Source organism: Burkholderia sp. LK4, from assembly GCF_001043615.1.
Lineage (GTDB): Bacteria > Pseudomonadota > Gammaproteobacteria > Burkholderiales > Burkholderiaceae > Burkholderia > Burkholderia cepacia.
Window position 1 is genome coordinate 14,645 of record NZ_LDUL01000072.1, and the last position, 21,708, is coordinate 36,352.

The 21,708-nt window shown below is 64.5% G+C and carries 20 protein-coding genes and 1 tRNA gene; 4 read left to right on the forward strand and 17 right to left on the reverse strand.

The genetic code is table 11. From position 1 onward, the window contains the following. Positions 1 to 225 precede the first annotated feature (225 nt). Positions 226 to 2,436 (forward strand): lipoprotein, encoded by a 2,211-nt coding sequence (locus VK92_RS31130; protein WP_048025591.1) that lies wholly within the window; start codon positions 226 to 228, stop codon positions 2,434 to 2,436. An 81-nt stretch (positions 2,437 to 2,517) separates the two neighbouring features. On the opposite strand, the gene VK92_RS31135 is transcribed toward VK92_RS31130, so the two are convergent. From VK92_RS31135 to VK92_RS31195, 13 genes are all read right to left on the reverse strand, one after another. Then, positions 2,518 to 2,931, reverse strand: a complete 414-nt coding sequence (locus VK92_RS31135; RefSeq protein WP_027787702.1) for a MerR family transcriptional regulator — start codon at positions 2,929 to 2,931, stop codon at positions 2,518 to 2,520. Positions 2,932 to 2,993: 62 nt separating this feature from the next. Further along, the gene (locus tag VK92_RS31140; protein ID WP_006486093.1) at positions 2,994 to 3,380 is read right to left on the reverse strand and encodes an integration host factor subunit alpha; all 387 of its coding nucleotides are present in this window, start codon (positions 3,378 to 3,380) and stop codon (positions 2,994 to 2,996) included. A gap of 70 nt (positions 3,381 to 3,450) precedes the next feature. Next, positions 3,451 to 5,880: a phenylalanine--tRNA ligase subunit beta gene (pheT, locus tag VK92_RS31145; RefSeq protein ID WP_048025580.1), complete on the reverse strand. Its 2,430-nt coding sequence runs from the start codon at positions 5,878 to 5,880 to the stop codon at positions 3,451 to 3,453. 96 nt (positions 5,881 to 5,976) lie between these two features. Then, positions 5,977 to 6,990, reverse strand: a complete 1,014-nt coding sequence (pheS, locus tag VK92_RS31150) for a phenylalanine--tRNA ligase subunit alpha (RefSeq protein ID WP_048025579.1) — start codon at positions 6,988 to 6,990, stop codon at positions 5,977 to 5,979. A gap of 148 nt (positions 6,991 to 7,138) precedes the next feature. Beyond that, positions 7,139 to 7,498 (reverse strand): 50S ribosomal protein L20, encoded by a 360-nt coding sequence (gene rplT / locus VK92_RS31155; RefSeq protein ID WP_004192938.1) that lies wholly within the window; start codon positions 7,496 to 7,498, stop codon positions 7,139 to 7,141. 30 nt (positions 7,499 to 7,528) lie between these two features. Beyond that, positions 7,529 to 7,726 carry a 50S ribosomal protein L35 gene (gene rpmI / locus VK92_RS31160; RefSeq protein WP_004191477.1) on the reverse strand — a complete coding sequence of 66 codons (198 nt, stop codon included), beginning with the start codon at positions 7,724 to 7,726 and terminating at the stop codon, positions 7,529 to 7,531. Between the two features lie 189 nt (positions 7,727 to 7,915). Next, positions 7,916 to 8,440, reverse strand: coding sequence for a translation initiation factor IF-3 (gene infC / locus VK92_RS31165; RefSeq protein WP_071734130.1), 525 nt, complete (start codon positions 8,438 to 8,440; stop codon positions 7,916 to 7,918). Between the two features lie 49 nt (positions 8,441 to 8,489). Continuing rightward, the gene (thrS, locus tag VK92_RS31170) at positions 8,490 to 10,397 is read right to left on the reverse strand and encodes a threonine--tRNA ligase (protein WP_048025578.1); all 1,908 of its coding nucleotides are present in this window, start codon (positions 10,395 to 10,397) and stop codon (positions 8,490 to 8,492) included. Between the two features lie 271 nt (positions 10,398 to 10,668). Then, a tRNA-Val gene (locus VK92_RS31175) sits at positions 10,669 to 10,745 on the reverse strand. An 87-nt stretch (positions 10,746 to 10,832) separates the two neighbouring features. After that, positions 10,833 to 13,067: a RelA/SpoT family protein gene (locus tag VK92_RS31180; protein ID WP_021162421.1), complete on the reverse strand. Its 2,235-nt coding sequence runs from the start codon at positions 13,065 to 13,067 to the stop codon at positions 10,833 to 10,835. Positions 13,068 to 13,111: 44 nt separating this feature from the next. Next, on the reverse strand, positions 13,112 to 13,465 hold the full coding sequence (locus VK92_RS31185) for a RidA family protein (protein ID WP_021162422.1): 354 nt from the start codon (positions 13,463 to 13,465) through the stop codon (positions 13,112 to 13,114). 80 nt (positions 13,466 to 13,545) lie between these two features. Next, positions 13,546 to 14,442, reverse strand: coding sequence for an alpha/beta fold hydrolase (locus VK92_RS31190; protein WP_042977026.1), 897 nt, complete (start codon positions 14,440 to 14,442; stop codon positions 13,546 to 13,548). Positions 14,443 to 14,728: 286 nt separating this feature from the next. Continuing rightward, positions 14,729 to 15,613, reverse strand: a complete 885-nt coding sequence (locus VK92_RS31195; RefSeq protein WP_021162425.1) for an EamA family transporter — start codon at positions 15,611 to 15,613, stop codon at positions 14,729 to 14,731. Between the two features lie 92 nt (positions 15,614 to 15,705). Here VK92_RS31195 and VK92_RS31200 point away from each other — a divergent pair, with 92 nt between their 5' ends. Continuing rightward, complete coding sequence (locus VK92_RS31200) at positions 15,706 to 16,638, forward strand: LysR family transcriptional regulator (protein WP_048025577.1); 933 nt, start codon at positions 15,706 to 15,708, stop codon at positions 16,636 to 16,638. Positions 16,639 to 16,715: 77 nt separating this feature from the next. On the opposite strand, the gene VK92_RS31205 is transcribed toward VK92_RS31200, so the two are convergent. Together VK92_RS31205 and VK92_RS31210 are read right to left on the reverse strand one after the other, a co-directional pair. After that, positions 16,716 to 17,357, reverse strand: a complete 642-nt coding sequence (locus VK92_RS31205; protein WP_021162427.1) for a CoA transferase subunit B — start codon at positions 17,355 to 17,357, stop codon at positions 16,716 to 16,718. A gap of 1 nt (position 17,358) precedes the next feature. Further along, positions 17,359 to 18,063, reverse strand: coding sequence for a CoA transferase subunit A (locus tag VK92_RS31210; protein ID WP_021162428.1), 705 nt, complete (start codon positions 18,061 to 18,063; stop codon positions 17,359 to 17,361). 222 nt (positions 18,064 to 18,285) lie between these two features. Here VK92_RS31210 and VK92_RS31215 point away from each other — a divergent pair, with 222 nt between their 5' ends. Further along, positions 18,286 to 18,831 (forward strand): LuxR C-terminal-related transcriptional regulator, encoded by a 546-nt coding sequence (locus VK92_RS31215; RefSeq protein ID WP_048025576.1) that lies wholly within the window; start codon positions 18,286 to 18,288, stop codon positions 18,829 to 18,831. Positions 18,832 to 18,936: 105 nt separating this feature from the next. On the opposite strand, the gene VK92_RS31220 is transcribed toward VK92_RS31215, so the two are convergent. Together VK92_RS31220 and VK92_RS31225 are read right to left on the reverse strand one after the other, a co-directional pair. Then, positions 18,937 to 19,377, reverse strand: a complete 441-nt coding sequence (locus VK92_RS31220; protein WP_027787712.1) for an acyl-CoA thioesterase — start codon at positions 19,375 to 19,377, stop codon at positions 18,937 to 18,939. Positions 19,378 to 19,409: 32 nt separating this feature from the next. Continuing rightward, positions 19,410 to 20,192, reverse strand: coding sequence for an SDR family oxidoreductase (locus tag VK92_RS31225; protein WP_011351770.1), 783 nt, complete (start codon positions 20,190 to 20,192; stop codon positions 19,410 to 19,412). Positions 20,193 to 20,370: 178 nt separating this feature from the next. On the opposite strand from VK92_RS31225, the gene VK92_RS31230 reads away from it, so the two are divergent. Then, positions 20,371 to 21,708 (forward strand): NAD(P)/FAD-dependent oxidoreductase (locus tag VK92_RS31230; RefSeq protein WP_048468217.1); only part of this gene is annotated, 1,338 nt, incomplete at its 3' end.

A 21,708-nucleotide genomic window follows, 5' to 3' on the forward strand; every position in this document is an offset into this window, starting at 1 on the left:
TAACGAAAGCCGCCTGGAACGGACCGCGCAAACCAAACGACCGTTTGATACGCGCGCCCGACCACCCCGAATCCATTGTCCCGCAGCATGCTGGCCCACTCTGCCCGGGCGCCCGTTGTTTGGTAACGCCGCTCTAGCGTGCTATGCCACACTGCACGGCATCGACGCTCGCGCCGTGTAGTGCCGCGCACCGCCGTCGATCACGACAAGACATGGAGACAGACGATGCGGAATGCGGTCCGGCGCGGCCATCGCTCGCCTTTGGCAATTTTCGACTGGATTTCCAGCCCGCAACGCGCGGCCCGGCCTGTCTCGCCCGGACCATCCCGCGTGTTCGGCTGCGGCATGCTGGCGCTCGCGCTGCTTTGTGCGGGTTGCGCGGAATCGTCGGCGCAGCGTGACGGCAACACGTCGGTCGCGTCGACGAAGATCGAACGCACCAAGGCCGAGCGCCTCGCTCGCGAGCAGCAGCTCGCACGTACCGTGCCGTCGCTCGCATCGATCAGCCTGACGCAACCGCGCCAGTTCACGCTGCGCGACTCGGGCCAGAACGGCGCGATGACGTTCCTGCGCGACGTCGATTTCCGTATCGTCAACAACCTCGGCTTCTTCATCCATCAGTTGTCCGCCACGCTCGTGCCGACGCAGGCGGGCGCGCCGATCGTGTTCGACGATCCGACGAGTTTCGAGATCGACGTGCATGAAGGCACGGTCACGCTCGACAACGCGAAGCTGACCGCGCTCTTCAACACCTACATCTTCGGCTACCGCAACGCACCGCTGCGCAAGCTCGCCGTGTCGGCCGGCGACGGCGTGATTCACCTCCAAGGCGAGATGCAGCGCGACGGCTGGGTGCCGTTCTCGCTGACCGGCACGCTCGCGATCCGCGACGGCAGCCAGCTCGTGTTCCATCCGACGGGGGTGCGCGTATCGGGCATCAACGCGCAGCCGGTGATGCGCGCGGCCAACGTGAAGATGGCCGACTTGCTGAAAGTCCAGACGCCGATCGCGCAACTCGCCGGCGACGATCTCGTGATGTCGGTCGACAAGCTGATGCCGCCGCCGCGCCTGAAACTCACGATCACCGCGGTGCGCGTGACACCGGCCGGCCTCGACCTGAAGCTCGACGACGGCACGCACGCCGGCTTCGCGATGCCTGCGAATGCGCCCCAGCAGGCCATGTACATTCGAGGCGGCGATGTGAAGTTCATGCGCTCGATGCCGATGAACGCGGACATCCTGATCGGCCCGGTCGATCCGGCGAAGCGCGACCAGACTTTCGTGTTCGACCTGTACCACTATCGCGACCAGGTGTCGGCCGGCTACTTCAATTTCGACGAAAGCGGTGCGATGGCGATCCGGATGCCTTCGTACACGGGCCCGGCCAGCGGCGCGCTGCTCGGCAACGCGGCCGCGCGCCTGAACGACAGTTTCCTCGCCGCGCAGCAGACTGCGCTGCGTGATATACGCCAGCACTGGGAAGCCTACGCACTCGCGGCGAACGCCACTCACCCCGGCATGCAGAAGGTCGCCATGCGGCGCACGTCGACCACACCGTTCAACGAGCGGCACGTGTCGAATCGCAACCCGACGATCCATCTGCGCAACGTCGATTTCAACCTATCCGGGGATATCGGCTTTCACGTCGAGGATCTCGACGTGGAACTCGTATCGAAGCGGCCCGGCGAACCCGTCGATCTCGACGACCCAAACCAGTACGACATCCGGATTCTCGGTGGCACGGTGGTCGAATCGTGGAAGGCGATGTCCGCGCTCTTCAACAACTATCTGCTCGACTACTCGCCGCGCTCGCTCAACGACCTGCAGCTGAGCGCGGACGGCACGAACCTGCGTGTCCAGGGCGGCATCAAGCTGTGGAACCATGTGCCGGGCGTCTGGCTGCCGACCGACATGAAGGGCTCGCTGTCCGTGCTCGACGACCGGCATCTTGCGTTCAAGCCATCCCAGGTGTCGGTGCTCGGGATTCCGCAGGCGAAGCTGCTGCGTTCGCTCGGCATCGAACTCGCTTCGCTGACGCCGTTGCAGCGTCGCGGCGCGGAACTGCGCGGCGACACGCTCGTGCTCGACCAGTACACCGTGTTCCCGCCCCCCGTGCTGAACGGCAAGCTCGGCCAGGCAACCGTCGAGCGCGACGGGCTGCGCCTCACGTTCAGGCGTCAGGCGGGCTCGCCTGCGCCGCAACGGCCGCAGATCGATGCGCCGAGCTACATGTGGATGGAAGGCGGCGACATGAAGATGTTCAACGTGCTCGAACTGAACGTGCGCGCGCTGATCAGGAATTCGGCCGAGGCCGGTCCAATGCGTTTCGACCTGTACGGCTACCGCAGCCAGGTCGCGCAAGGTTCCGTGCGGATGCTGCCGGACGGCACGCTGGTCGTCGACATGGGCCAAAAGAATCCGCTCGCATCGCGTTGATGTGCATATAAGACGTGCATGCAAAAAGCCCGGTGGCACGTCGCCAACCGGGCTTTTCATTTCATCCTTCGCGCTTCGCGCTCAGTCGTGCTTCAGTCCGTCGATCACGTCGAGCAGCGCCTGCCGCAATGCAATTACGTCGACGGTTGCGCCCGGCTTGCCCGGTGTGCGCGCATCGGCGGCCTGGGCCTCCGGCTCGACGGGTGCCGGCGCGGCCCGCTCGCCGCCCGGCGAATCGAGCCGGTTGCGCGCGCCGTTGATCGTGAATCCCTGCTCGTACAACAACTCGCGAATCCGCCGGATCAGCAGCACTTCATGGTGCTGGTAATACCGACGATTGCCACGCCGCTTCACCGGCCGCAGTTGAGTAAATTCCTGTTCCCAATAACGCAGCACATGCGGCTTGACCCCGCACAGCTCGCTGACTTCACCGATCGTGAAGTAGCGCTTCGCGGGAATCGGAGGCAAGACGACTTTCTCAACCGTAGTGGTCATCGTCGGTTAACCGTCGGTAAAGGGTGCGCGGCGGCCGCGCGGAGACGTCAGCGCGCGGAGGCTTACTCCGCGCCGTTTTCGACCAGCGCCTTCAGCTTCTGGCTCGCGTGGAAGGTTACCACCCGGCGGGCCGCGATCGGAATCGCCTCGCCCGTCTTCGGATTGCGGCCCGGACGCTGCGGCTTGTCGCGCAGCTGGAAATTACCGAACCCCGACAGCTTGACGCTTTCGCCGTTTTCGAGCGCGTCGCGAATCACCTCGAAAAACGCCTCGACCATGTCCTTCGCTTCACGCTTGTTCAGCCCGACGCTGTCGAACAGCAACTCCGCCAGTTCCGCTTTCGTCAGCGTGGGCGTCTCGGTGGACGCCGGCGCCGAAGCATCGCGGTTCATGGCGCTGCGTTGCGCCGTCAGGAGGGCTTCGAATTCACTCGAGGTCATGTCGTTCATATCTGCCATACAGCGCGTTAAATCAAATTACGATCGGAAAAGGCCGCCCGCGAGCGGGCGGACCTCCTCCTTAGCCGCGCAGGCGTGCACCGGCGCGAGCCATCCGCTCGACCAGCGCCTGGATCGCCTGATCGACGACCTCGTCCTGTAGCGTGCCAGCCGCGTCCTGCAGCGTCACGCGGAAGGCAAGGCTCTTCTCGTGCGCGGCAAGGCCACCGGAAGTATTTGATTTTGCACGAAATTCGTCGAAGAGTACAACCTTCTGAACGAATCGGCAGGCCTCTTCGGCAAGCGCCTTCTTCATTTCGTCGAAAAGTGCCTGAACCTCGACCGCCTGATCGACGACAACGGCGATATCGCGACGAACCGGCGGGAATTTCGACACCTCGGTCGGCGTGGGCAACGCGCGCGCAATCAGCGCGTCCGCGTCGATTTCGAACATCACCGGAGCGTGCGGCAACTCGTACTTCTGCATCAGGCGCGGGTGCAACTCGCCGATCCAGCCAACCGCACGGCCGTCGACTTCGATGCGCGCGCTGCGCCCCGGATGGAGGGCCGGATGCTCCGCCTTCACGAAGCGTGCAGCTGCCGGCGCAAGCAGCGCCTCGAGATCGCCCTTCACGTCGAAGAAATCGACCGCGCGGGTCGTCACGCCCCACTGCTCGTCGAGCACCGGGCCATAAGCAAGCGCACCGACGCGCTTCGGCTGCACGTAGCCCTCGACCGTCAGCTCACCGGCCTTCGCCGATGCATCGGCGAGGAACACGCGGCCAGCCTCGAACACGCGCACGCGATCTGCGCGGCGGTTCAGGTTGTGGCGCAGTACGGAAATCAAGCTGCCGAACAGCGTCGTGCGCATCACCGAGAGCTGGCTCGCGATCGGGTTCAGCAGGCGGATCGGCTGGTCGTTGCCCGCGAAATCCTGCTCCCACTCCGCATCGACGAAGCTGAAGTTGACGGTTTCCGCGTAGTCGCGCGCGGCAAGCGCGTGACGGACATCGTGGATCGAACGCCGCGTCTCGTTGGTCGCGCGCATTTCGCTCGTCGCGACCGGCGGACGCGCCGGGATCTTCTCGAAGCCGTAGATCCGCGCGACCTCCTCGATCAGGTCTTCCTCGATCTCGATGTCGAAGCGATGCGACGGCGGCGTGACGAGGAACGCGTCGTCTTCACGCTCGAACGGCAGGCCGAGGCGCGTGAAGATGCTGGCGATCTCGTCGGCGCCGATCTGCACACCGATGATGCGGTTCGCGCGCGACACGCGCATCTTCACCGGCGCGCGCTGCGGCAGGTTCACGGACTGATCGTCGACCGGGCCGGCCTTGCCGCCGCAGATCTCGAGAATCAGTTGCGTAATGCGCTCGACGTGCTCGACGGTCGTCGCGTAATCGACGCCGCGCTCGAAGCGATGGGCCGCATCGGTCGAGAAGTTGTACTTGCGCGCGCGGCCGCGGATGCTGTCCGGCCACCAGAACGCGGCTTCCAGGTAGATGTTGGTCGTATCGAGCGTGACGGCCGTGCTGTCGCCGCCCATGATGCCGGCCAGGCTCTCGACCTGGCGGTCATCCGAAATGACGCCGACCGTTTCGTCGAGTTCGACCGTGTTGCCGTTGAGCAGCTTCAGCGATTCGCCGCGCTTGCCCCAGCGCACCTCGATGCCACCGTGGATCTTGTCGAGATCGAACACGTGCGACGGGCGGCCGAGCTCGAACATCACATAGTTCGAGATGTCGACGAGCGCCGACACGCTGCGTTGGCCGGAGCGCTCGAGGCGCTCGACCATCCACTGCGGGGTCTTCGCACGCGCGTTCACGCCGCGGATCACACGCCCCGAGAAGCGACCGCACAGATCGGGAGCGGCGATGCGCACCGGCAGCGTTTCGTCGAGTTCGACGCGCACCGGGCGGATATCGACCGGCGTCAGCGGCGCACCGGTGATCGCGGCCGTCTCGCGTGCAATGCCGAACACGGACAGGCAGTCGGCCTTGTTCGGCGTCAGCTTGATTTCGAAGATCGTGTCGTCGAGATTGAGCGTCTCGCGGATGTCCTGGCCGACCGGCGTATCTTCCGGCAGCACCAGCAGGCCGCTGTGATCCTCGGACAGCTTCAGTTCACGTGCCGAGCACAGCATCCCCTGGCTCTCCACGCCGCGCAGCTTCGACAGCTTGATCGCGAACGGCTTGCCACCCTCTTCCGCAGGCGGCAGTTCCGCGCCGACCAGCGCGACCGGCACCTTGATGCCGGGTGCGACGTTCGGTGCGCCGCAGACGATATTCAGCGTCGCGCCGGTGCCGGCATCGACCTGGCAGACATTGAGCTTGTCCGCATCCGGATGCTTGACGACTTCGAGCACGCGGCCGACGACGATCTTCGACGTCGGCGGCGCAGCCTTGCTCAGCGATTCGACTTCGAGCCCCGCCATCGTCAGCGCGTGCGACAGTTCGTCGGTCGTCAGCTGCGGGTCGACAAAGGTTCTCAACCAGGATTCAGGGAATTGCATGGATGTCTACGTTCGAAACAGGTTAGATCGACGCCCGGGCCCCGCCGGATCGTCCGTTGGGGCGTGCACGGGCACAGGTCGGCGCGGCGCGCGGCGTTACGCGAACTGGCGCAGGAAACGCAGGTCGTTATCGAAGAACAGCCGGAGATCCTGGACGCCGTAGCGCAGCATCGTCAGGCGCTCGAGGCCGCTGCCGAACGCAAAGCCGATGTAGCGCTCGGGATCGAGGCCCATGTTGCGAATCACGGTCGGATGCACCTGCCCCGAACCGGAAATCTCGAGCCACTTGCCGGCGTTCTTGCCTTGCTCGAACATCATGTCGATCTCGGCCGACGGTTCCGTGAACGGGAAATACGACGGACGGAAGCGCACGAGGATGTCGTCGCGCTCGAAGAATTTTTTCAGGAAGTCGGTATAGACGCCCTTGAGATCGGCGAAGCTGATGTTTTCGTCGATCCACAGCCCCTCGACCTGATTGAACATCGGCGAGTGGGTCGCATCGCTGTCGACGCGATACGTGCGGCCCGGCGCGATCACCTTGATCGGCGGACGGTTCATGCGCGCGTAACGCACCTGCATCGGGCTCGTGTGCGTGCGCAGCAGCAGCTGGCGGCCGTCGGCATCCTTGCCTTCGACGTAGAAGGTGTCCTGCATCGAACGCGCCGGATGGTTCTCCGGGCTGTTCAGCGATGTGAAGTTGTACCAGTCGGTCTCGATTTCGGGGCCGTCTGCCACATCGAAGCCGATCGAGCCGAAAATCTGTTCGACACGCTCCCACGTGCGCATCACGGGGTGCAGGCTGCCTGCACCGGCGCCGCGGCCCGGCAACGTCACGTCGATCGACTCGGCGGCGAGGCGCTGGTTCAGCAGCGCGTCGGCCAGTGCCTGACGGCGTGCGGTCAGCGCGGCTTCAACCTGCTGCTTCGCGACGTTGATGCGTGCGCCTTCGGTCTTGCGTGCTTCGGGATCGAGCTTGCCGAGGCCCTTCAGCAACTCGGTCAGCGCACCCGACTTGCCGAGAAATCGTGCTTTCTCGTTTTCGAGCGTGGTGATGTCGGCAGCCTGTTCGAAGGACTGCTGCGCGTCGGCGACAATCTGGTCCAGATCCATAGATCCCATCATTTCCAACGTCATTCGGTCTTGGCGAGCGAAATCGCACACCAAACAAAAAAGGGGCTCGGAAGAGCCCCGTTTTCGCTGCAGCGGCCGAAACTACCGGAGCATCGCTGCAACTAACCACGCAGTGCTAATTTCGCAATTAGGCTGCAACGGCGGCTTTCACCTGCTTGACGATCGCAGCAAAAGCAGCCTTGTCGAACACCGCCATGTCAGCCAGCACCTTACGGTCGAGTTCGATCGACGCCTTCTTCAGGCCGTTGATGAACACGCTGTAGGTCATGTCGTGCTGACGAACCGCCGCGTTGATACGCGTAATCCACAGTGCGCGGAACACACGCTTCTTGTTGCGACGATCGCGATATGCGTACTGACCAGCGCGCATCACCGCCTGCTTGGCGATGCGGTAGACGTTATTGCGGCGACCGCGATAACCCTTGGCCAGGTTGATGATCTTCTTGTGGCGGGCCCGTGCGGTTACCCCACGTTTGACTCGAGGCATGTTTCTCTCCTTAGAGTATCGATTGAGGGGTTACGCGAACGGCAGCATTGCGCGGACGGAGTTCAGATCGGAATCATGAACTGCCGTTGCGCCGCGCAGGTGGCGCTTGTTCTTCGTGGTTTTCTTGGTCAGGATGTGACGCTTGAAGGCTTGACCGCGCTTGACGGTACCGCCCGGACGCACCACGAAGCGCTTTGCAGCGCTCTTCTTGGTCTTCATCTTAGGCATGACGAACAACTCCAGTTTATTAGATGGCGATGGGTGTGCGGTTGGCTTGCGCCCTTGACCCGCCCTTCGAAACCCAGTCCACTTGTGTACGGCGAACCGCTTGCGCAGCCGCCGTCATTGCTGGCGCGTTGCCCTGACCGGGCAACGCGCCGAACCACTGCGAACCTGCGCGCGAAGCGCGCGGGCCCGTTACTTCTTTTTCTTCGGCGAGAGCACCATGATCATCTGGCGCCCTTCCATCTTCGGCATCTGCTCGACCTGGCCGACTTCCTCGAGATCCGTGCGCAGACGCTCAAGCATCCGCATACCGATTTCCTGGTGAGCCATTTCGCGACCGCGGAAACGCAACGTGATCTTCGTCTTGTCGCCTTCTTCGAGGAAGCGCACGAGATTGCGGAGCTTGACGTTGTAATCCCCGTCATCGGTACCCGGGCGGAACTTGACTTCCTTGACCTGGATGACCTTCTGCTTCAGCTTCGCTTCGTGCTGCTTCTTCGATTCCTGGTACTTGAACTTGCCGTAATCCATCAGACGGCAAACCGGGGGAACCGCTTGCGGCGCGATTTCCACCAGGTCAACATCCAGTTCTTCCGATTTACGGAAAGCATCAGCGAGTTTTACGATACCGAGCGGTTCGTTCTCGATCCCGACCAGACGCACTTCCGGCGCAGTGATTTCACCGTTGATGCGATGCGACGACTTATCAGTAGCGATGTTACGTTTCCTCTAAAAATTAAAAAAACGAGCCGCGCTGCCAGGGCGGTTACTTGAACGAGCGCAGGTCTTCCTGCAGACGCTCAACGAAGGCTTCGACCGGCATCACGCCAAGATCGACGCCGCCACGGGCACGCACGGCTACCGTTTGCGCATCACGCTCCTTATCACCCACGACGAGGAGATAAGGCACCTTTTCCAGCGTGTGCTCGCGTATTTTATAGCTAATCTTCTCATTGCGCAAATCGGCCGTCACTCTAACCCCTTGTTTTTGCAACGATTGGGCCAGAGATTGCGCATATTCGGCCTGACTTTCGGCGATATTGAGCACAACTGCCTGGAACGGCGCGAGCCAGGCAGGCATTGCACCAGCGTGGTGCTCGATCAAAATGCCGAGGAAACGCTCCATCGAACCGACGATCGCACGGTGCAACATCACCGGCCGGCGACGGCTGCTGTCGTCGGCGACATACTCGGCGCCGAGGCGTTCCGGCAGCACCATGTCGAGCTGCAGCGTACCGCACTGCCACGAACGGCCGAGCGCATCCTTGATGTGGTACTCGATCTTCGGACCGTAGAACGCGCCTTCACCCGGCAGTTCTTCCCACGTCAGACCGCAGGCGGTCAGCGCGTCGCGCAGGCCCTGCTCGGCGCGATCCCACGTCTCGTCCGTGCCCGCACGCTGATCCGGGCGCAGCGACAGCTTGATGTCGATGTGATCGAAACCGAAGTCCTTGTACACGCTCATCGCCAGCGTATTGAACGCGATCGACTCCGAGATGAACTGGTCTTCCGTACAGAAGATGTGCGCATCGTCCTGCACGAAGCCGCGCACGCGCATCAGGCCGTGCAGCGCGCCCGATGCCTCGTTGCGGTGGCACGAACCGAATTCCGCGTAACGCAGCGGCAGGTCGCGATACGAGCGCAAGCCGTGCTTGAACACCTGGACGTGACCCGGGCAGTTCATCGGCTTGATCGCGTAGTCGCGCTTCTCCGACTCCGTCGTGAACATGTTCTCGCGGTAGTTCTGCCAGTGGCCCGACGCCTCCCACAGCGAGCGGTCCATGATCATCGGCGTCTTGATCTCGAGGTAGCCGGCTTCGTTCACGCGGCGGCGCATGTACTGCTCGACCTGCTGCCACAGTGCCCAGCCCTTCGGATGCCAGAACACCATGCCCGGCGACTCTTCCTGCATGTGGAACAGGTCGAGCTGCTTGCCGAGCTTGCGGTGGTCGCGCTTTTCCGCTTCCTCGAGCATGTGCAGGTACTGGTCCTGGTCTTCCTTCTTCGTCCAGGCCGTGCCGTAGATACGCTGCAGCTGCTCGTTCTTCGAATCGCCGCGCCAGTACGCGCCCGCGACCTTCATCAGCTTGAAGACCTTCAGCTTGCCCGTCGACGGCACGTGCGGGCCGCGGCACAGATCGGTAAAGCCGCCGTGCGAATACAGCTTGATTTCGTCGCTTTGCGGAATCGATTCGATGATCTCGGCCTTGTACTTCTCGCCGATGCTGCGGAAGTAGCCCGCCGCTTCGTCGCGCGACACGACACGGCGCGTCACGGGCTCGTCCTTCTTCGCGAGTTCCTGCATGCGCTTTTCGATCTTCTCCAGATCTTCAGGCGTAAACGGACGGTTGTACGAGAAGTCGTAATAGAAGCCGTTGTCGATCACCGGGCCGATCGTCACCTGCGCGTCCGGATACAGTTCCTTCACCGCGTATGCGAGCAAGTGCGCCGTCGAGTGGCGGATGATGTCGAGGCCGTCGGCATCCTTGTCGGTCACGATCGCGAGCGACGCGTCGCGCTCGATCACGGCCGACGTATCGACGAGCTCGCCATCGAGCTTGCCACCAAGCGCAGCCTTCGCAAGGCCGGGACCGATCGAGGCTGCAACCTCGGCAACTGTCACCGGATGCTCGTATTGTCGAACTGAGCCGTCAGGCAAGCGTATCGAAACCATAGCAATCTCCGTGATGCCGACAGTGGGCGGCAGACCAGGTACGCGACATGAAAATCGCGCGGGAAAATTTCGCGACAAAAAAAATGCGGCCCCGCTTTCGAGGGGCCGCATTCGATACTTCACTCAGACTGAAAGGGCGAAAGGGTTCCTCGACTAGCGTCGCTCCGAAAAGGTTTCGGTCAACGTTCGCGGTGTCATAACCGTATTCGCCTTGTTCGCGTTGAGTTATTTACTGCATCGAACACCCGGAGACCGGGCATTCTCGATTCGTTGGTAGGCTCGATTGGACTCGAACCAACGACCCCCACCATGTCAAGGTGGTGCTCTAACCAGCTGAGCTACGAGCCTAGAGAAGCTAAGATTATATGGAGCCGTTACCGACTTGGCAAGTGTTTTTATGCGGTCGCAGCAAAATAACGGGGCTCCAACCCCATATCATGCCTTCCGCCCCGCCCGCACGACGCCCTGCACCTCGCCGAGCAGCGTGCACGCGCGCTGCACCTGCGCCGAGTTCGACACCTCGACCGTGAACTGCATGAATGCCGCGTTGCGGCGGCTCTGCGTCTTCACACCCACCACGTTCATCTTCTCGCGCGCGAACACTTCGGAGATATCGCGCAACAACCCTTGCCGGTCGCTCGCCTCGATCATCAGGTCGACCGGATAGACGGACGCACCGCGCCCGCCGAGCACGTCGGCCGACCAGGTCGTCTGCAGCACGCGCTCCGGCGCGCGCTCGACCATCCGGCGGAACGTCGGGCAATCGGTGCGGTGGATCGACATCCCCTTGCCACGCGTGACAAAACCGCTGATCGGATCGGGCGGTGCCGGACGGCAGCAGCGCGCGAGCTGGGTCAGCAGCGCGTCGACGCCCACCACCAGCACGCCGGTCGACGCGCCGTGCGCCACGCTCGCGCCGCTGCTGCGCTTCTCGAAATCGGCAGGCGCTTCGGGCGCCGGCTCCGGCGGCGGCGCATCGGACAGCGCGTGCTCGACATTGCGCAGGCTGAACTCTTCCTTGCCGACGACCGAGAACAGCTCCTCGGGCGACTTGAAGCCGAGCTTCGCGGCGAGATTGTCCAGGTTGACCGATGTCTTGCCCTCGCGCTGCAGCGTCTTTTCGACGAGCGCGCGGCCATGCGAGATGTTTTCTTCCTGCTCGATCGAGTTGAACCACGCACGCACCTTCTGACGCGCGCGCGGGCTCTTCATGTAGCCGAGCTGCAGGTTCAGCCAGTCACGCGACGGCCCACCCTCCTTCACCGCGACGATCTCGACCGTCTGGCCGTTTGCGAGCGGCGTGTTGAGCGGCACCATCGCGCCGTCGACGCGTGCGCCACGGCAGCGATGGCCAAGCTCGCTGTGCAGGTGGTACGCGAAATCGACCGGCGTCGCGCCCTGCGGCAACGCGATCACACGCGCCTGCGGCGTCAGCACGTAGATGTGGTCGTCGTCGAGCGACGTCTCGCGCAATTGCGCCCACGCCTTGTCGCCCGACTTTTCCGCGCCGTCCTCGACGTCATCCTTCCACGCGAGCAGCTGGCGCAGCCATGCGATCTTCTCGTCGTATTTGTCGCTCGCCGAGAACTGGCCGCCGTAGCCGCGCGCGCCGGCCTCCTTGTAGCGCCAGTGCGCGGCGACGCCGTACTCGGCGAAACGGTGCATCTCCTGCGTGCGGATCTGCACTTCGAACGCGCGGCCGTCATCGCCGATCACGACCGTATGCAGCGACTTGTAGCCGTTCGGCTTCGGCCGCGAGATGTAGTCGTCGAATTCCTTCGGCACCGGCTGCCACAGGTGATGCACGATGCCGAGCACCGCGTAGCAATCCTTGATGTCCGGCACGATCACGCGAAACGCGCGCACGTCGTACAGCTCGGAGAAATCGAGCTCCTTGCCGCGCATCTTGCGCCAGATGCTGTAGATATGCTTCGGCCGGCCGCTCACATCGGCCTGGATGTTCGCGTCCGCCAGCTCCTGCTGCAACCGGTCGATCGCCTGCGTGACGTAGGCTTCGCGCTCGATGCGCTTCTCGTCGAGCAGCTTCGCGATCCGCTTGTAGGTGACGGGATCCTCGAAGCGGAACGCGAGATCCTCGAGCTCCCACTTCAGTTGCCAGATACCGAGACGGTTCGCGAGCGGCGCATAGATCTCGAGCGTCTCGCGCGCGACGTCGGGCGGCGGGTCGATCTTCGCGGCCGCGTAGTAGCGCAACGACTGCAGGCGCGACGCGAGCCGGATCAACACCACGCGGATGTCTTGCGCGAACGCGAGCAGCATCTTGCGCAGCGCCTCGATCTGCGTACGCCGCTCTTCCGCCGTGTCACGCCCTGCATCGGGCACCGCGTTCTGCGCGGCACGCAGGCTGACGGTACCGAGCCGCAACAGCTTGCGCACGTCGGACACGAGCCGCGCCACTTCGTCGCCGAAACGCTCGGTGAGTTCGCGCTCGGGGTCGCTCAGGTGCGGCGTCAGCACGAACAGCGCGGCCGCCTGCATCGCGGGCGGATCGACGTTAAGCGTGCGCATGATCGCCGCCGTGCCCGCCGAGTGATCGGCGAGCAGTTCGCCCGACGACAGGCGCGCGTCGCCGGCCCGTTCGCGCACGAACGCGAGCACGTCGTCGAACGACGGTGCCGCGACGGGGGAAGCGGAAACGGACTCGGTCATTGCTTGGCCTGGCGGAATACGATCATCGTCGGGTTGCGTCCGGTTCAGCTCCGCTGTGCGGCGACCACCACGATCTCGACGAGCAGCGCCGGATCCGCGAGCTTCGCCTCGACGGTGGCGCGCGGCGGCGTGTTGCCCTGCGCGACCCATGCATCCCACTCCGCATTCATGCCGTCGAAATTCGCCAGATCGGAAATGTAGATCTGCACCGACAGCAGATGCGCCTTGTCGCTGTTCGCTTCGGCGAGCAGGCGGTCGATGTGGCCGAGCACTTCGCGCGTCTGGCCCTTGATGTCCTGCGTGGTGTCTTCGGCGATCTGGCCGGCCAGATACACGGTACCGTTGTGGATCGCGGTTTCGGAGAGTCGGGCCCCGACGTGGTGACGAATGACTGCCATGGAATGTTCCGGTCGTGAGTGGATGGAGATTCGGGTGGCGGCACGGCCCGCGTGCCGTCGAACCGCATATTATGACGCGTTTATGCGCCGCCTTCGACGAAAAACCGCCGCGCGAGCGCAATCTGGCCTGCGTCGACGAACGCCGGCGCATGGCCCACCCCTGGAATCTCGGCGTGCGTGACGTGCCGGCCACGACGCACCATGTCGGCCACCGTCTCGCGCGACAGCAGGTCGGACGTCTCGCCGCGCACGACGAGCAGCGATGCATCCGTCGTCTCGATGGCGCGCCACAGCGCGGCCTCGCCGAGTGCGGCCAACTCGGGCGTGGTTGCCTTGAACGGCTCGGCGATGCGCGGATCGTAGCGGACCGTCCAGCCACCTTCGGGCAGTTCGCGCAGCAGCGGCCCGTTGATCTCGCGCCACTCGTCGGCGGTCAGCGCACCGAACGGCAGCGACAGCGACGTCAGATAGTCGACACCCTCCTGCTCGGTCGCAAAGCGCGGCTGCACGCCGAGATATTCGCCGATGCGCGTCAGCGAATCGGGTTCGATGCGCGGGCCGACGTCGTTGACGATCATGCGGCGCAGCGGCGAACCGGGCAGCCCCGCGAACGCCAGGCCGATCAGGCCGCCCATCGACGTGCCGAACCAGTCGACCGATTCGACGTCGAGTCGTGCGATCAGCGTCACCATGTCGGCCACGTATTGCGGAATCGCGTAGAGCCTCGGATCGGCCAGCCAGTCCGATTGGCCGCGCCCGACGATGTCGGGGCAGACGACGCGATACGTATCGGACAGCGCCGTGGCGAGCCGGTCGAAATCGCGCCCGGAACGGGTCAGCCCGTGCACGCAAACCAGCACGCGCGGGTTCGCGGGATCGCCCCACTCGGTATAGGCGACGTGGTGAAGGCCGGCCGCGCTCGCACACTGCACGCGCCGCTGACGGGGAATCGGGGAGTTCACGGGGGAAGTGGGCATCGGAGGCGTCCTGCCGAACGGTGCGGCGCGATGGCATGTGGGCCCGGCCCGCCAGGGCAGCCGGGGGATGCGATCGATTGTAAACCCGTTCCGGATCACGAGTCGCCTGACCACCCTTGCGGGCTTGCGGCTCGTGCGAGCGCCAATGAAATGTCACGCGGCCGTGCGGAATCGGGCGCGGTGTTCCGTGTTCAGCAGGCTGCCGATCCAGCCTCCGTTGCGGCCGCGGCGACGGCGCCGCGAACGCACCATCGTGCACCGGCCCGTCATGGCCGGGAAAGCGCGGTTATTTCTGCATGACCGCGCCGATGCTCGCACCGACCACGCACAGCGTGCCGGCGACCTGCAGCGTGCTCATCGGCTGCGCCAGCACGACATAACCGATCCCCGCGGCGATCGCGGGCTCGGCGCTCATCAGGATGCCGAATGCCGATGCGCTCATCTTTCGCAACGCAATCAGTTCGAGCACGTAAGGAAACAGCGGGACGAGCACCGCCAGATACGCGGCATCGATCAGTTGGCCGGCCGGCAAGTGGCCGCCGCTTTGCGCCAGCCCGAACGGTGTCGTGACGAGCGCGGCCACGAACAGCGACGCGGACAGCCCTTGCAGCCCGTCGAACAGCGTGCCGACACGCTTCATCAACACGATATAGGCGGCCCAGCCAAGCGCAGAGCCGACCGGGAAGACCAGCGCGGCCGGCGCCGTCACCCACATGCCGTCCTGCCGCGCCAGCAGCAGCACGCCAGCCAGCGCAAGTGCCGGCCACGCCAGCATCGCCGGCTTGCGCACGCCGATCGTGGCGACCGCCAGCGGCCCGAGAAAGTTGATCGCGACCGCCAGGCCGAGCGGCACGCGACGCACGGCTTCGAAGAAGCATAGCGTCATCGCGGCCATCGCCGTGCCGAGCGCGATGGCGGCGATCCAGCGCTGCCGGGAATAGGTGTGGAGCGGCGGCCGGACGACCACGGCCAGCGCGAGCGCGGCGAAACAGAGCCGCAGCCAGGTCGTGCTGACGGTGCCGTACTCGATCGTCGCCGGCCTCGACAGCGCCGCGCCGAGCTGCACGCTGCACATCGACGCGACGGCCAGCAGCGGCGCCACCGCATTCGTGAAAGGTGACGCCGCGCGCTGCGCGACACCCGGTCGTACCGTACTCGATTCCTCGCTCATGCAACCGCTCCGGTTCAGTGACACGCCGATGCTAACCGCGGCCGCATGCTTGATATAAGCTGATAATTCTTATGTCCGCATCAGGAATATTGATGACCCGCGATCTCGACAGCACCCTGCTGCGCACGTTCGTCACCGTGGTCGAAACCGGCAGCGTCAGCACGGCGGCAACGGCGCTGCATCGCACGCAGGCCGCCGTCAGCATGGCGCTGCGACGGCTCGAGGATGAAGTCGGCCAGCGCCTGCTCGAACGCTCGCCGCGCGGCGTCACGCCGACGGCCGCGGGCAACGTGCTGCTGCCGTATGCACACCAGTTGCTCGGCGTCGGGCTCGCCGCCCGTGCCGCGCTCGCCGCAGGCGACATCTCGGGCACCGTACGGCTCGGTGTCCTCGAGGACATCGCCGTCGGCCGTCTGCCGCACGCGTTGCGACAGTTCGCGGCGTCATTTCCGAACGTCGCGCTCGAGATCGTCGTCGATACGAGCCCCGTCCTGTCGCAGCGACTCGCGAGCCACGCACTGGATTTCGTGATCGGCGACCCCGCGCTGATCCGGGCCGAGCCGCTCACGACATGGCAGCATCCGCTGCACTGGGCCGCCGCAGCCACCGCCGACCGCCTCCCTCGCAACGAACCGGTACCGATCGTTGCGTTCGGCGGCACCTGCCCGTGGCAGGAAAAGCTGTTCGCGATGTTGCGCGACGCCGGCCGTGCGTGGCGCGTCATCTGCACCAGCACGAGCCTGTCCGCGATCCAGTCGGCGGTCGAGGCAGGCCTCGGCGTCGCGGTACTGCTCGACTGGAACGTGCGGCGCGACACGATGCGCGCACTCGACCCGCAGGCAGCCGGGTTGCCCGCGCCACCCGCCGCGGATTTCGGGCTGTTCAGCCGCGCGGACCTCGGCGATCACACGTCGGCGGCAGTCACGCTGCAACGCTTCCTGTTTCATGCGCTGCAGCTGGGTTCGCCCGACGACGGCACGCCCACCGGCGAACAACGCGTGGAATCGTTGCAGACCGCCGTCTGACGCGGCCGGGCGCGCATGCCACAAACAAAACGCCCCGCATGCCTGACGGCACGCGGGGCGAATCGACATGAAAAAACTCAGGCGACCGCGCTGACGTCGAGCGGCGCACCCGTCTTTGCCTGGATCTCGTCGGCGCTCACGCCATCGGCGAGCTCGAGGACCTTCAGGCCGGACGGCGTCACTTCGATCACGCCGAGATCGGTGATGATCAGGTCGACCACACCGACACCCGTCAACGGCAGGTTGCATTCCTCGAGGATCTTGTGCTGATCGCCCTTCGCGACATGCTCCATCAGCACGACGACACGCTTCACGCCGGCGACGAGATCCATCGCGCCGCCCATCCCCTTGATCATCTTGCCGGGGATCATCCAGTTCGCGAGGTCGCCCTGCTTGCTGACCTGCATCGCGCCGAGGATCGCGAGGTTGATGTGGCCGCCGCGGATCATCGCGAACGAATCGGCCGACGAGAAGATCGACGAGCCCGGCAGCGTCGTGACGGTTTGCTTGCCGGCGTTGATGAGATCGGCGTCGACTTCGTCTTCGGTCGGCGACGGGCCGATGCCGAGCAGGCCGTTCTCCGACTGCAGCCACACCTCGACGCCTTCCGGCACGTGGTTCGCGACGAGCGTCGGCAGGCCGATGCCGAGGTTCACGTAGAAGCCGTCCTGCAGTTCCTTCGCCGCGCGCGCGGCCATCTGGTCACGATTCCAGGCCATGTCAGTCTCCTTTCGCGCGTACGACGCGTTGTTCGATGCGTTTTTCGGGCGTCGCGTTCAGCACGATGCGCTGCACGAAAATCCCCGGCGTGTGGATGTGATCCGGATCGAGCTCGCCGTTCTCGACGATTTCCTCGACCTCCGCGACGGTGATCTTGCCGGCCATCGCGCACATCGGGTTGAAGTTGCGCGCGGTGCGGCGATAGATCAGGTTGCCCGACTTGTCGGCCTTCCAGGCCTTCACGAGCGCGACATCGGCCGTCAGCGACGGTTCGAGCACGTAGTGACGATCGCCGAACTGGCGCGTTTCCTTGCCTTCCGCGATCACGGTGCCGTAGCCCGTGTTCGTGAAGAACGCCGGGATGCCCGCGCCGCCCGCGCGCAGCTTTTCGGCGAGCGTGCCTTGCGGCGTGAATTCGAGTTCGAGTTCGCCGGCCAGGTACTGGCGCTCGAACTCCTTGTTCTCGCCGACGTACGACGAGATCATCTTCTTGATCTGGCGCGTTTCCAGCAACAGGCCGAGGCCGAAACCGTCGACGCCCGCGTTGTTGCTGATGCAGGTGATGCCCTTGACGGCCGAATCGCGCAACGCGGCGATCAGCGCCTCCGGAATCCCGCACAGGCCGAAGCCGCCCACCGCGAAGGTCTGTCCGTCACGGACGATCCCTTCCAGCGCGGCAGCCGCGCTTGGATAGACTTTGTTCATCAGTTGTCCCTTCCTCTATGGAAACCAGCGAAACCGGTTCACGCGCCACGTGGCCCGCAAGCCCGCCGCATCATTCTATGCATGCACGGCGATGCCTGCGTCGAGGCGCGCTGTTTTTATACCGCGGCAAACCGCCACGAGATGCCTGAAAGGGTACGATGCGGCGCGGATGCGGCACAATACGCAAAAATACATAAGCGTTTGCCTCCGCTTGCCTGCGCCATGCCCGCTCTCGATTACCAGACCGCCTTCCACCTCGCGCCGCTCGGCCTCGTCCTGTCGCGCGACCGCGTGATCGAGGATTGCAACGACGCGCTCGCGTCGATCTTCCGCTGCGTGCGGGCCGACCTGATCGGGAAATCGTACGAGGTGCTCTACCCGTCGACGGACGAATTCCAGCGAATCGGCGAACGTATCGCGCGCGTAATGGCCGCGAACGGCATCTACTCGGATGACAGAATCATGAAACGCGAGGACGGCGAGCTGTTCTGGTGCCACGTCACCGGCCGCGCGCTCGACCGCACCGCACCGCTCGCGGCAGGCGTCTGGACCTTCGAGGATTTGAGTGCGACGCGCCGGGTCGCCGTCGAACTGACCCCGCGCGAGCGCGAGATCGCCGCCCAGCTCGCGACCGGCAAGACCAGCAAGCAGATCGGGCGCGTGCTCGACATCAGCTCGCGCACGGTCGACATCTACCGCGCGCGGCTGATGCGCAAGTACGGCACCAACAATACGCCGGAGCTGCTGCAGCGCCTGCTCGGGCAGTAAATGTCGGCTCCCGGATGACAATCGGCCGCGCATGGCGGCCGATTCGTGAAACAGCAGGCATGGCGTGCCGCCGGCGCCCGGGCACCGGCCTCGCCGTGCCGACGCTCAGCCGACCTTCGTCGCGAGCGCGCGCTCGATCGTGTCGCGCAGCAACTGGGGCAGCGGTACCGACTTGCCGAGCGCGTAGTCGACCCACACGCAGCGCGCCTTGCCGCGCGCATAGACGTGCTGCGGATCATCCGCGCGCGTAAGCTCGAAACCGGTATCGAAGCTGCTCCGACCGGGTTTCGCGGCCGACATCTTCGCGATCACGTCGCCCGGATAGTGCAGTTGCTTGAGGAATTCCATCGACGCGGTGACGATGACGGGCCCCTGCCCCTCGCCATTGCCGCCGGCGATGCCGAGCTCCTCGAACCACGAGATCCGCGCCTGCTCCATGTAGCGGAAATAGACCGTGTTGTTCACATGGCCGAACGCGTCCATGTCGCCCCAGCGGATCGGCATCGACATCTCAAATACGGGGGAGTAATCGCTTGTTGCGCTCATTGCAGTCTTCTGTGTTGCTGAATGTCATCCGCTCAGGCGAGGCCGAAGCCGTCGTCGGCGGAGATAATCGAGCCATTGATGAACTGCGACTCGTCGGCCGCGAGCAGCAACAACAGCCCGTCGAGATCCTGCGGCTTGCCGACGCGCCGGCGCGGCAGCATCGACTGCAGCTTCTGGCCCTGCTCGGTTTCCCACAGGTAATGATTGATTTCGGTATCGATATAACCCGGACAGATTGCGTTGACGTTGATCCCGTGGCGCCCCCACTCGAGCGCCATCGCGCGCGTCATCTGCACGACCGCGGCCTTGCTCATCGCGTACAGCCCGATCTGCGGGAACACGCGCAGGCCGGCCACCGACGCGATATTGATGATCCGGCACGGCGGCTTGCCGTTGCCGCTGCCGTTCGCGCGCATGATCATCCGCTTCGCGACTTCCTGCGCGACGAAAAACGCGCCGCGCGTGTTGGTATCGAACACGAACTCGAAATCGGCCGGCGTCACGTCGACGAGCTTCTGCATCGTCGAGACGCCCGAATTGTTCACCAGGATGTCGATCGTGCCGGCCTCCGTTTCCGCATGCGCGACCGCCGCCTTGATGCTCTGGACGTCGGTGACGTCGAGCGACACGACGTGCGCAGCGCCGCCCGCCGCCTCGATCTCGGCACGCAACTCCTTCAGGCGCTCGACGCGACGACTCGCGAGCACGACCTTTGCACCGGCCTGCGACAGCACCTGCGCAAAACGCTGCCCCAGGCCGCTCGACGCCCCCGTGACCAGCGCAACCTTGCCTTCCAGATTGATCGAACGACCCATTTGCACATCCCCTTTCGATGTCGTTTCGCCGCTACGGGCAGCACGGCCCGAGCGGCATTACCCTAGCACAAAAATAGAACGATCGTGCTAATCTAGCCGCATGCTGTTGCGGCAAGCGTTTCGTTTCGCAGACAATACGCTCCCGAATAAAAGCATTCTAACGGTTAGAGGAACGCCAATGACCCCCGCAAGCCTCATCGAGCAATATGGCCCGCGCGAATCGATGGAATACGACGTCGTGATCGTCGGCGGCGGCCCCGCCGGGCTGTCGGCGGCGATCCGGCTCAAGCAGCTGGCCGCCGAGAAAGGCACCGAGATCGGCGTGTGCGTGCTCGAGAAAGGTTCCGAGATCGGCGCGCACATCCTGTCGGGCGCGGTGATGGACCCGCGCGCGATCACCGAACTGTTCCCCGACTGGAAGGAACGCGGCGCGCCGCTCGACGTCGAGGTGACGGAAGACCGCTTCCTGTTCCTGTCCGAGAAAAGCGCCGTCACCACGCCGAACTGGGCGCTGCCCGCCAACTTCCAGAACCACGGCAACTACGTGATTTCGCTGGGCAACGTCACGCGCTGGCTCGGTCAGCAGGCCGAGGCGCTGGGCGTCGAGATCTTCCCGGGCTTCCCGGCTGCGGAGATTCTCTACAACGACGACGGCTCCGTGAAAGGCGTCGCCACCGGCAACATGGGCGTGGGCAAGGACGGCGAGCCGACCGAGAACTTCCAGCTCGGCATGGAGCTGCACGCGAAGTACACGCTGTTCGCCGAAGGCTGCCGTGGCCATCTCGGCCGCCAGTTGATCTCGAAGTTCAAGCTCGACGCGAACGCCGATCCGCAGGCTTACGGGATCGGCATCAAGGAGCTGTGGGAAATCGATCCGGCCAAGCACAAGCCGGGCCTCGTGATCCATACGGCCGGCTGGCCGCTGAAGTCGGACACCTACGGCGGCTCGTTCCTGTATCACATGGACAACAACCAGGTGGTGGTCGGCTTCGTGGTGGGCCTCGGCTACACGAACCCGTACCTGTCGCCGTTCGAGGAATTCCAGCGCTACAAGACGCACCCGTCGATCCGTGCGTTCCTGGAAGGCGGCAAGCGCGTGTCGTATGGCGCACGCGCGATTACGGCGGGCGGGCTGCTGTCGCTGCCGAAGACGGTGTTCCCGGGCGGCGCGCTGATCGGCGACGACGCGGGTTTCCTGAACGCGTCGCGTATCAAGGGCAGCCACGCGGCGATCAAGACCGGCATGCTGGCCGCCGATGCCGCGTTCGACGCGGTGCAGGCGGGCCGTCAGTCGGACGAGCTCAACGCGTACCCGGATGCGTTCAAGCAATCGTGGCTGTACACGGAGCTGTACCGCGCGCGCAACTTCAAGCAGTGGATGGCGAAGGGGCTGTACCTCGGTACGCTGATGGTCGGGCTCGAGCAGAAGGTGATGGGCGGCAACGTGCCGTGGACGCTGCACCACAAGCATGCGGACCACGAGATGCTGAAGCCGGCGTCGCAGTGCGAGCCGATC

Bases quoted from the DNA above. Each gene is read 5' to 3' on its own strand.
- VK92_RS31220 (WP_027787712.1), bottom strand. From the start codon at position 19,377: ATGAGCGCAACAAGCGATTACTCCCCCGTATTTGAGATGTCGATGCCG.
- VK92_RS31190 (WP_042977026.1), bottom strand. From the start codon at position 14,442: ATGCCCACTTCCCCCGTGAACTCCCCGATTCCCCGTCAGCGGCGCGTG.
- pheT (WP_048025580.1), bottom strand. From the start codon at position 5,880: ATGCAATTCCCTGAATCCTGGTTGAGAACCTTTGTCGACCCGCAGCTG.
- VK92_RS31210 (WP_021162428.1), bottom strand. From the start codon at position 18,063: ATGAACAAAGTCTATCCAAGCGCGGCTGCCGCGCTGGAAGGGATCGTC.
- VK92_RS31205 (WP_021162427.1), bottom strand. From the start codon at position 17,357: ATGGCCTGGAATCGTGACCAGATGGCCGCGCGCGCGGCGAAGGAACTG.
- pheS (WP_048025579.1), bottom strand. From the start codon at position 6,990: ATGGATCTGGACCAGATTGTCGCCGACGCGCAGCAGTCCTTCGAACAG.
- VK92_RS31140 (WP_006486093.1), bottom strand. From the start codon at position 3,380: ATGAACGACATGACCTCGAGTGAATTCGAAGCCCTCCTGACGGCGCAA.
- thrS (WP_048025578.1), bottom strand. From the start codon at position 10,397: ATGGTTTCGATACGCTTGCCTGACGGCTCAGTTCGACAATACGAGCAT.
- rplT (WP_004192938.1), bottom strand. From the start codon at position 7,498: ATGCCTCGAGTCAAACGTGGGGTAACCGCACGGGCCCGCCACAAGAAG.
- VK92_RS31185 (WP_021162422.1), bottom strand. From the start codon at position 13,465: ATGGCAGTCATTCGTCACCACGTCGGGGCCCGACTCTCCGAAACCGCG.
- VK92_RS31225 (WP_011351770.1), bottom strand. From the start codon at position 20,192: ATGGGTCGTTCGATCAATCTGGAAGGCAAGGTTGCGCTGGTCACGGGG.
- VK92_RS31180 (WP_021162421.1), bottom strand. From the start codon at position 13,067: ATGACCGAGTCCGTTTCCGCTTCCCCCGTCGCGGCACCGTCGTTCGAC.
- VK92_RS31215 (WP_048025576.1), top strand. From the start codon at position 18,286: ATGCCCGCTCTCGATTACCAGACCGCCTTCCACCTCGCGCCGCTCGGC.
- VK92_RS31195 (WP_021162425.1), bottom strand. From the start codon at position 15,613: ATGAGCGAGGAATCGAGTACGGTACGACCGGGTGTCGCGCAGCGCGCG.
- VK92_RS31135 (WP_027787702.1), bottom strand. From the start codon at position 2,931: ATGACCACTACGGTTGAGAAAGTCGTCTTGCCTCCGATTCCCGCGAAG.
- rpmI (WP_004191477.1), bottom strand. From the start codon at position 7,726: ATGCCTAAGATGAAGACCAAGAAGAGCGCTGCAAAGCGCTTCGTGGTG.
- VK92_RS31200 (WP_048025577.1), top strand. From the start codon at position 15,706: ATGACCCGCGATCTCGACAGCACCCTGCTGCGCACGTTCGTCACCGTG.
- VK92_RS31130 (WP_048025591.1), top strand. From the start codon at position 226: ATGCGGAATGCGGTCCGGCGCGGCCATCGCTCGCCTTTGGCAATTTTC.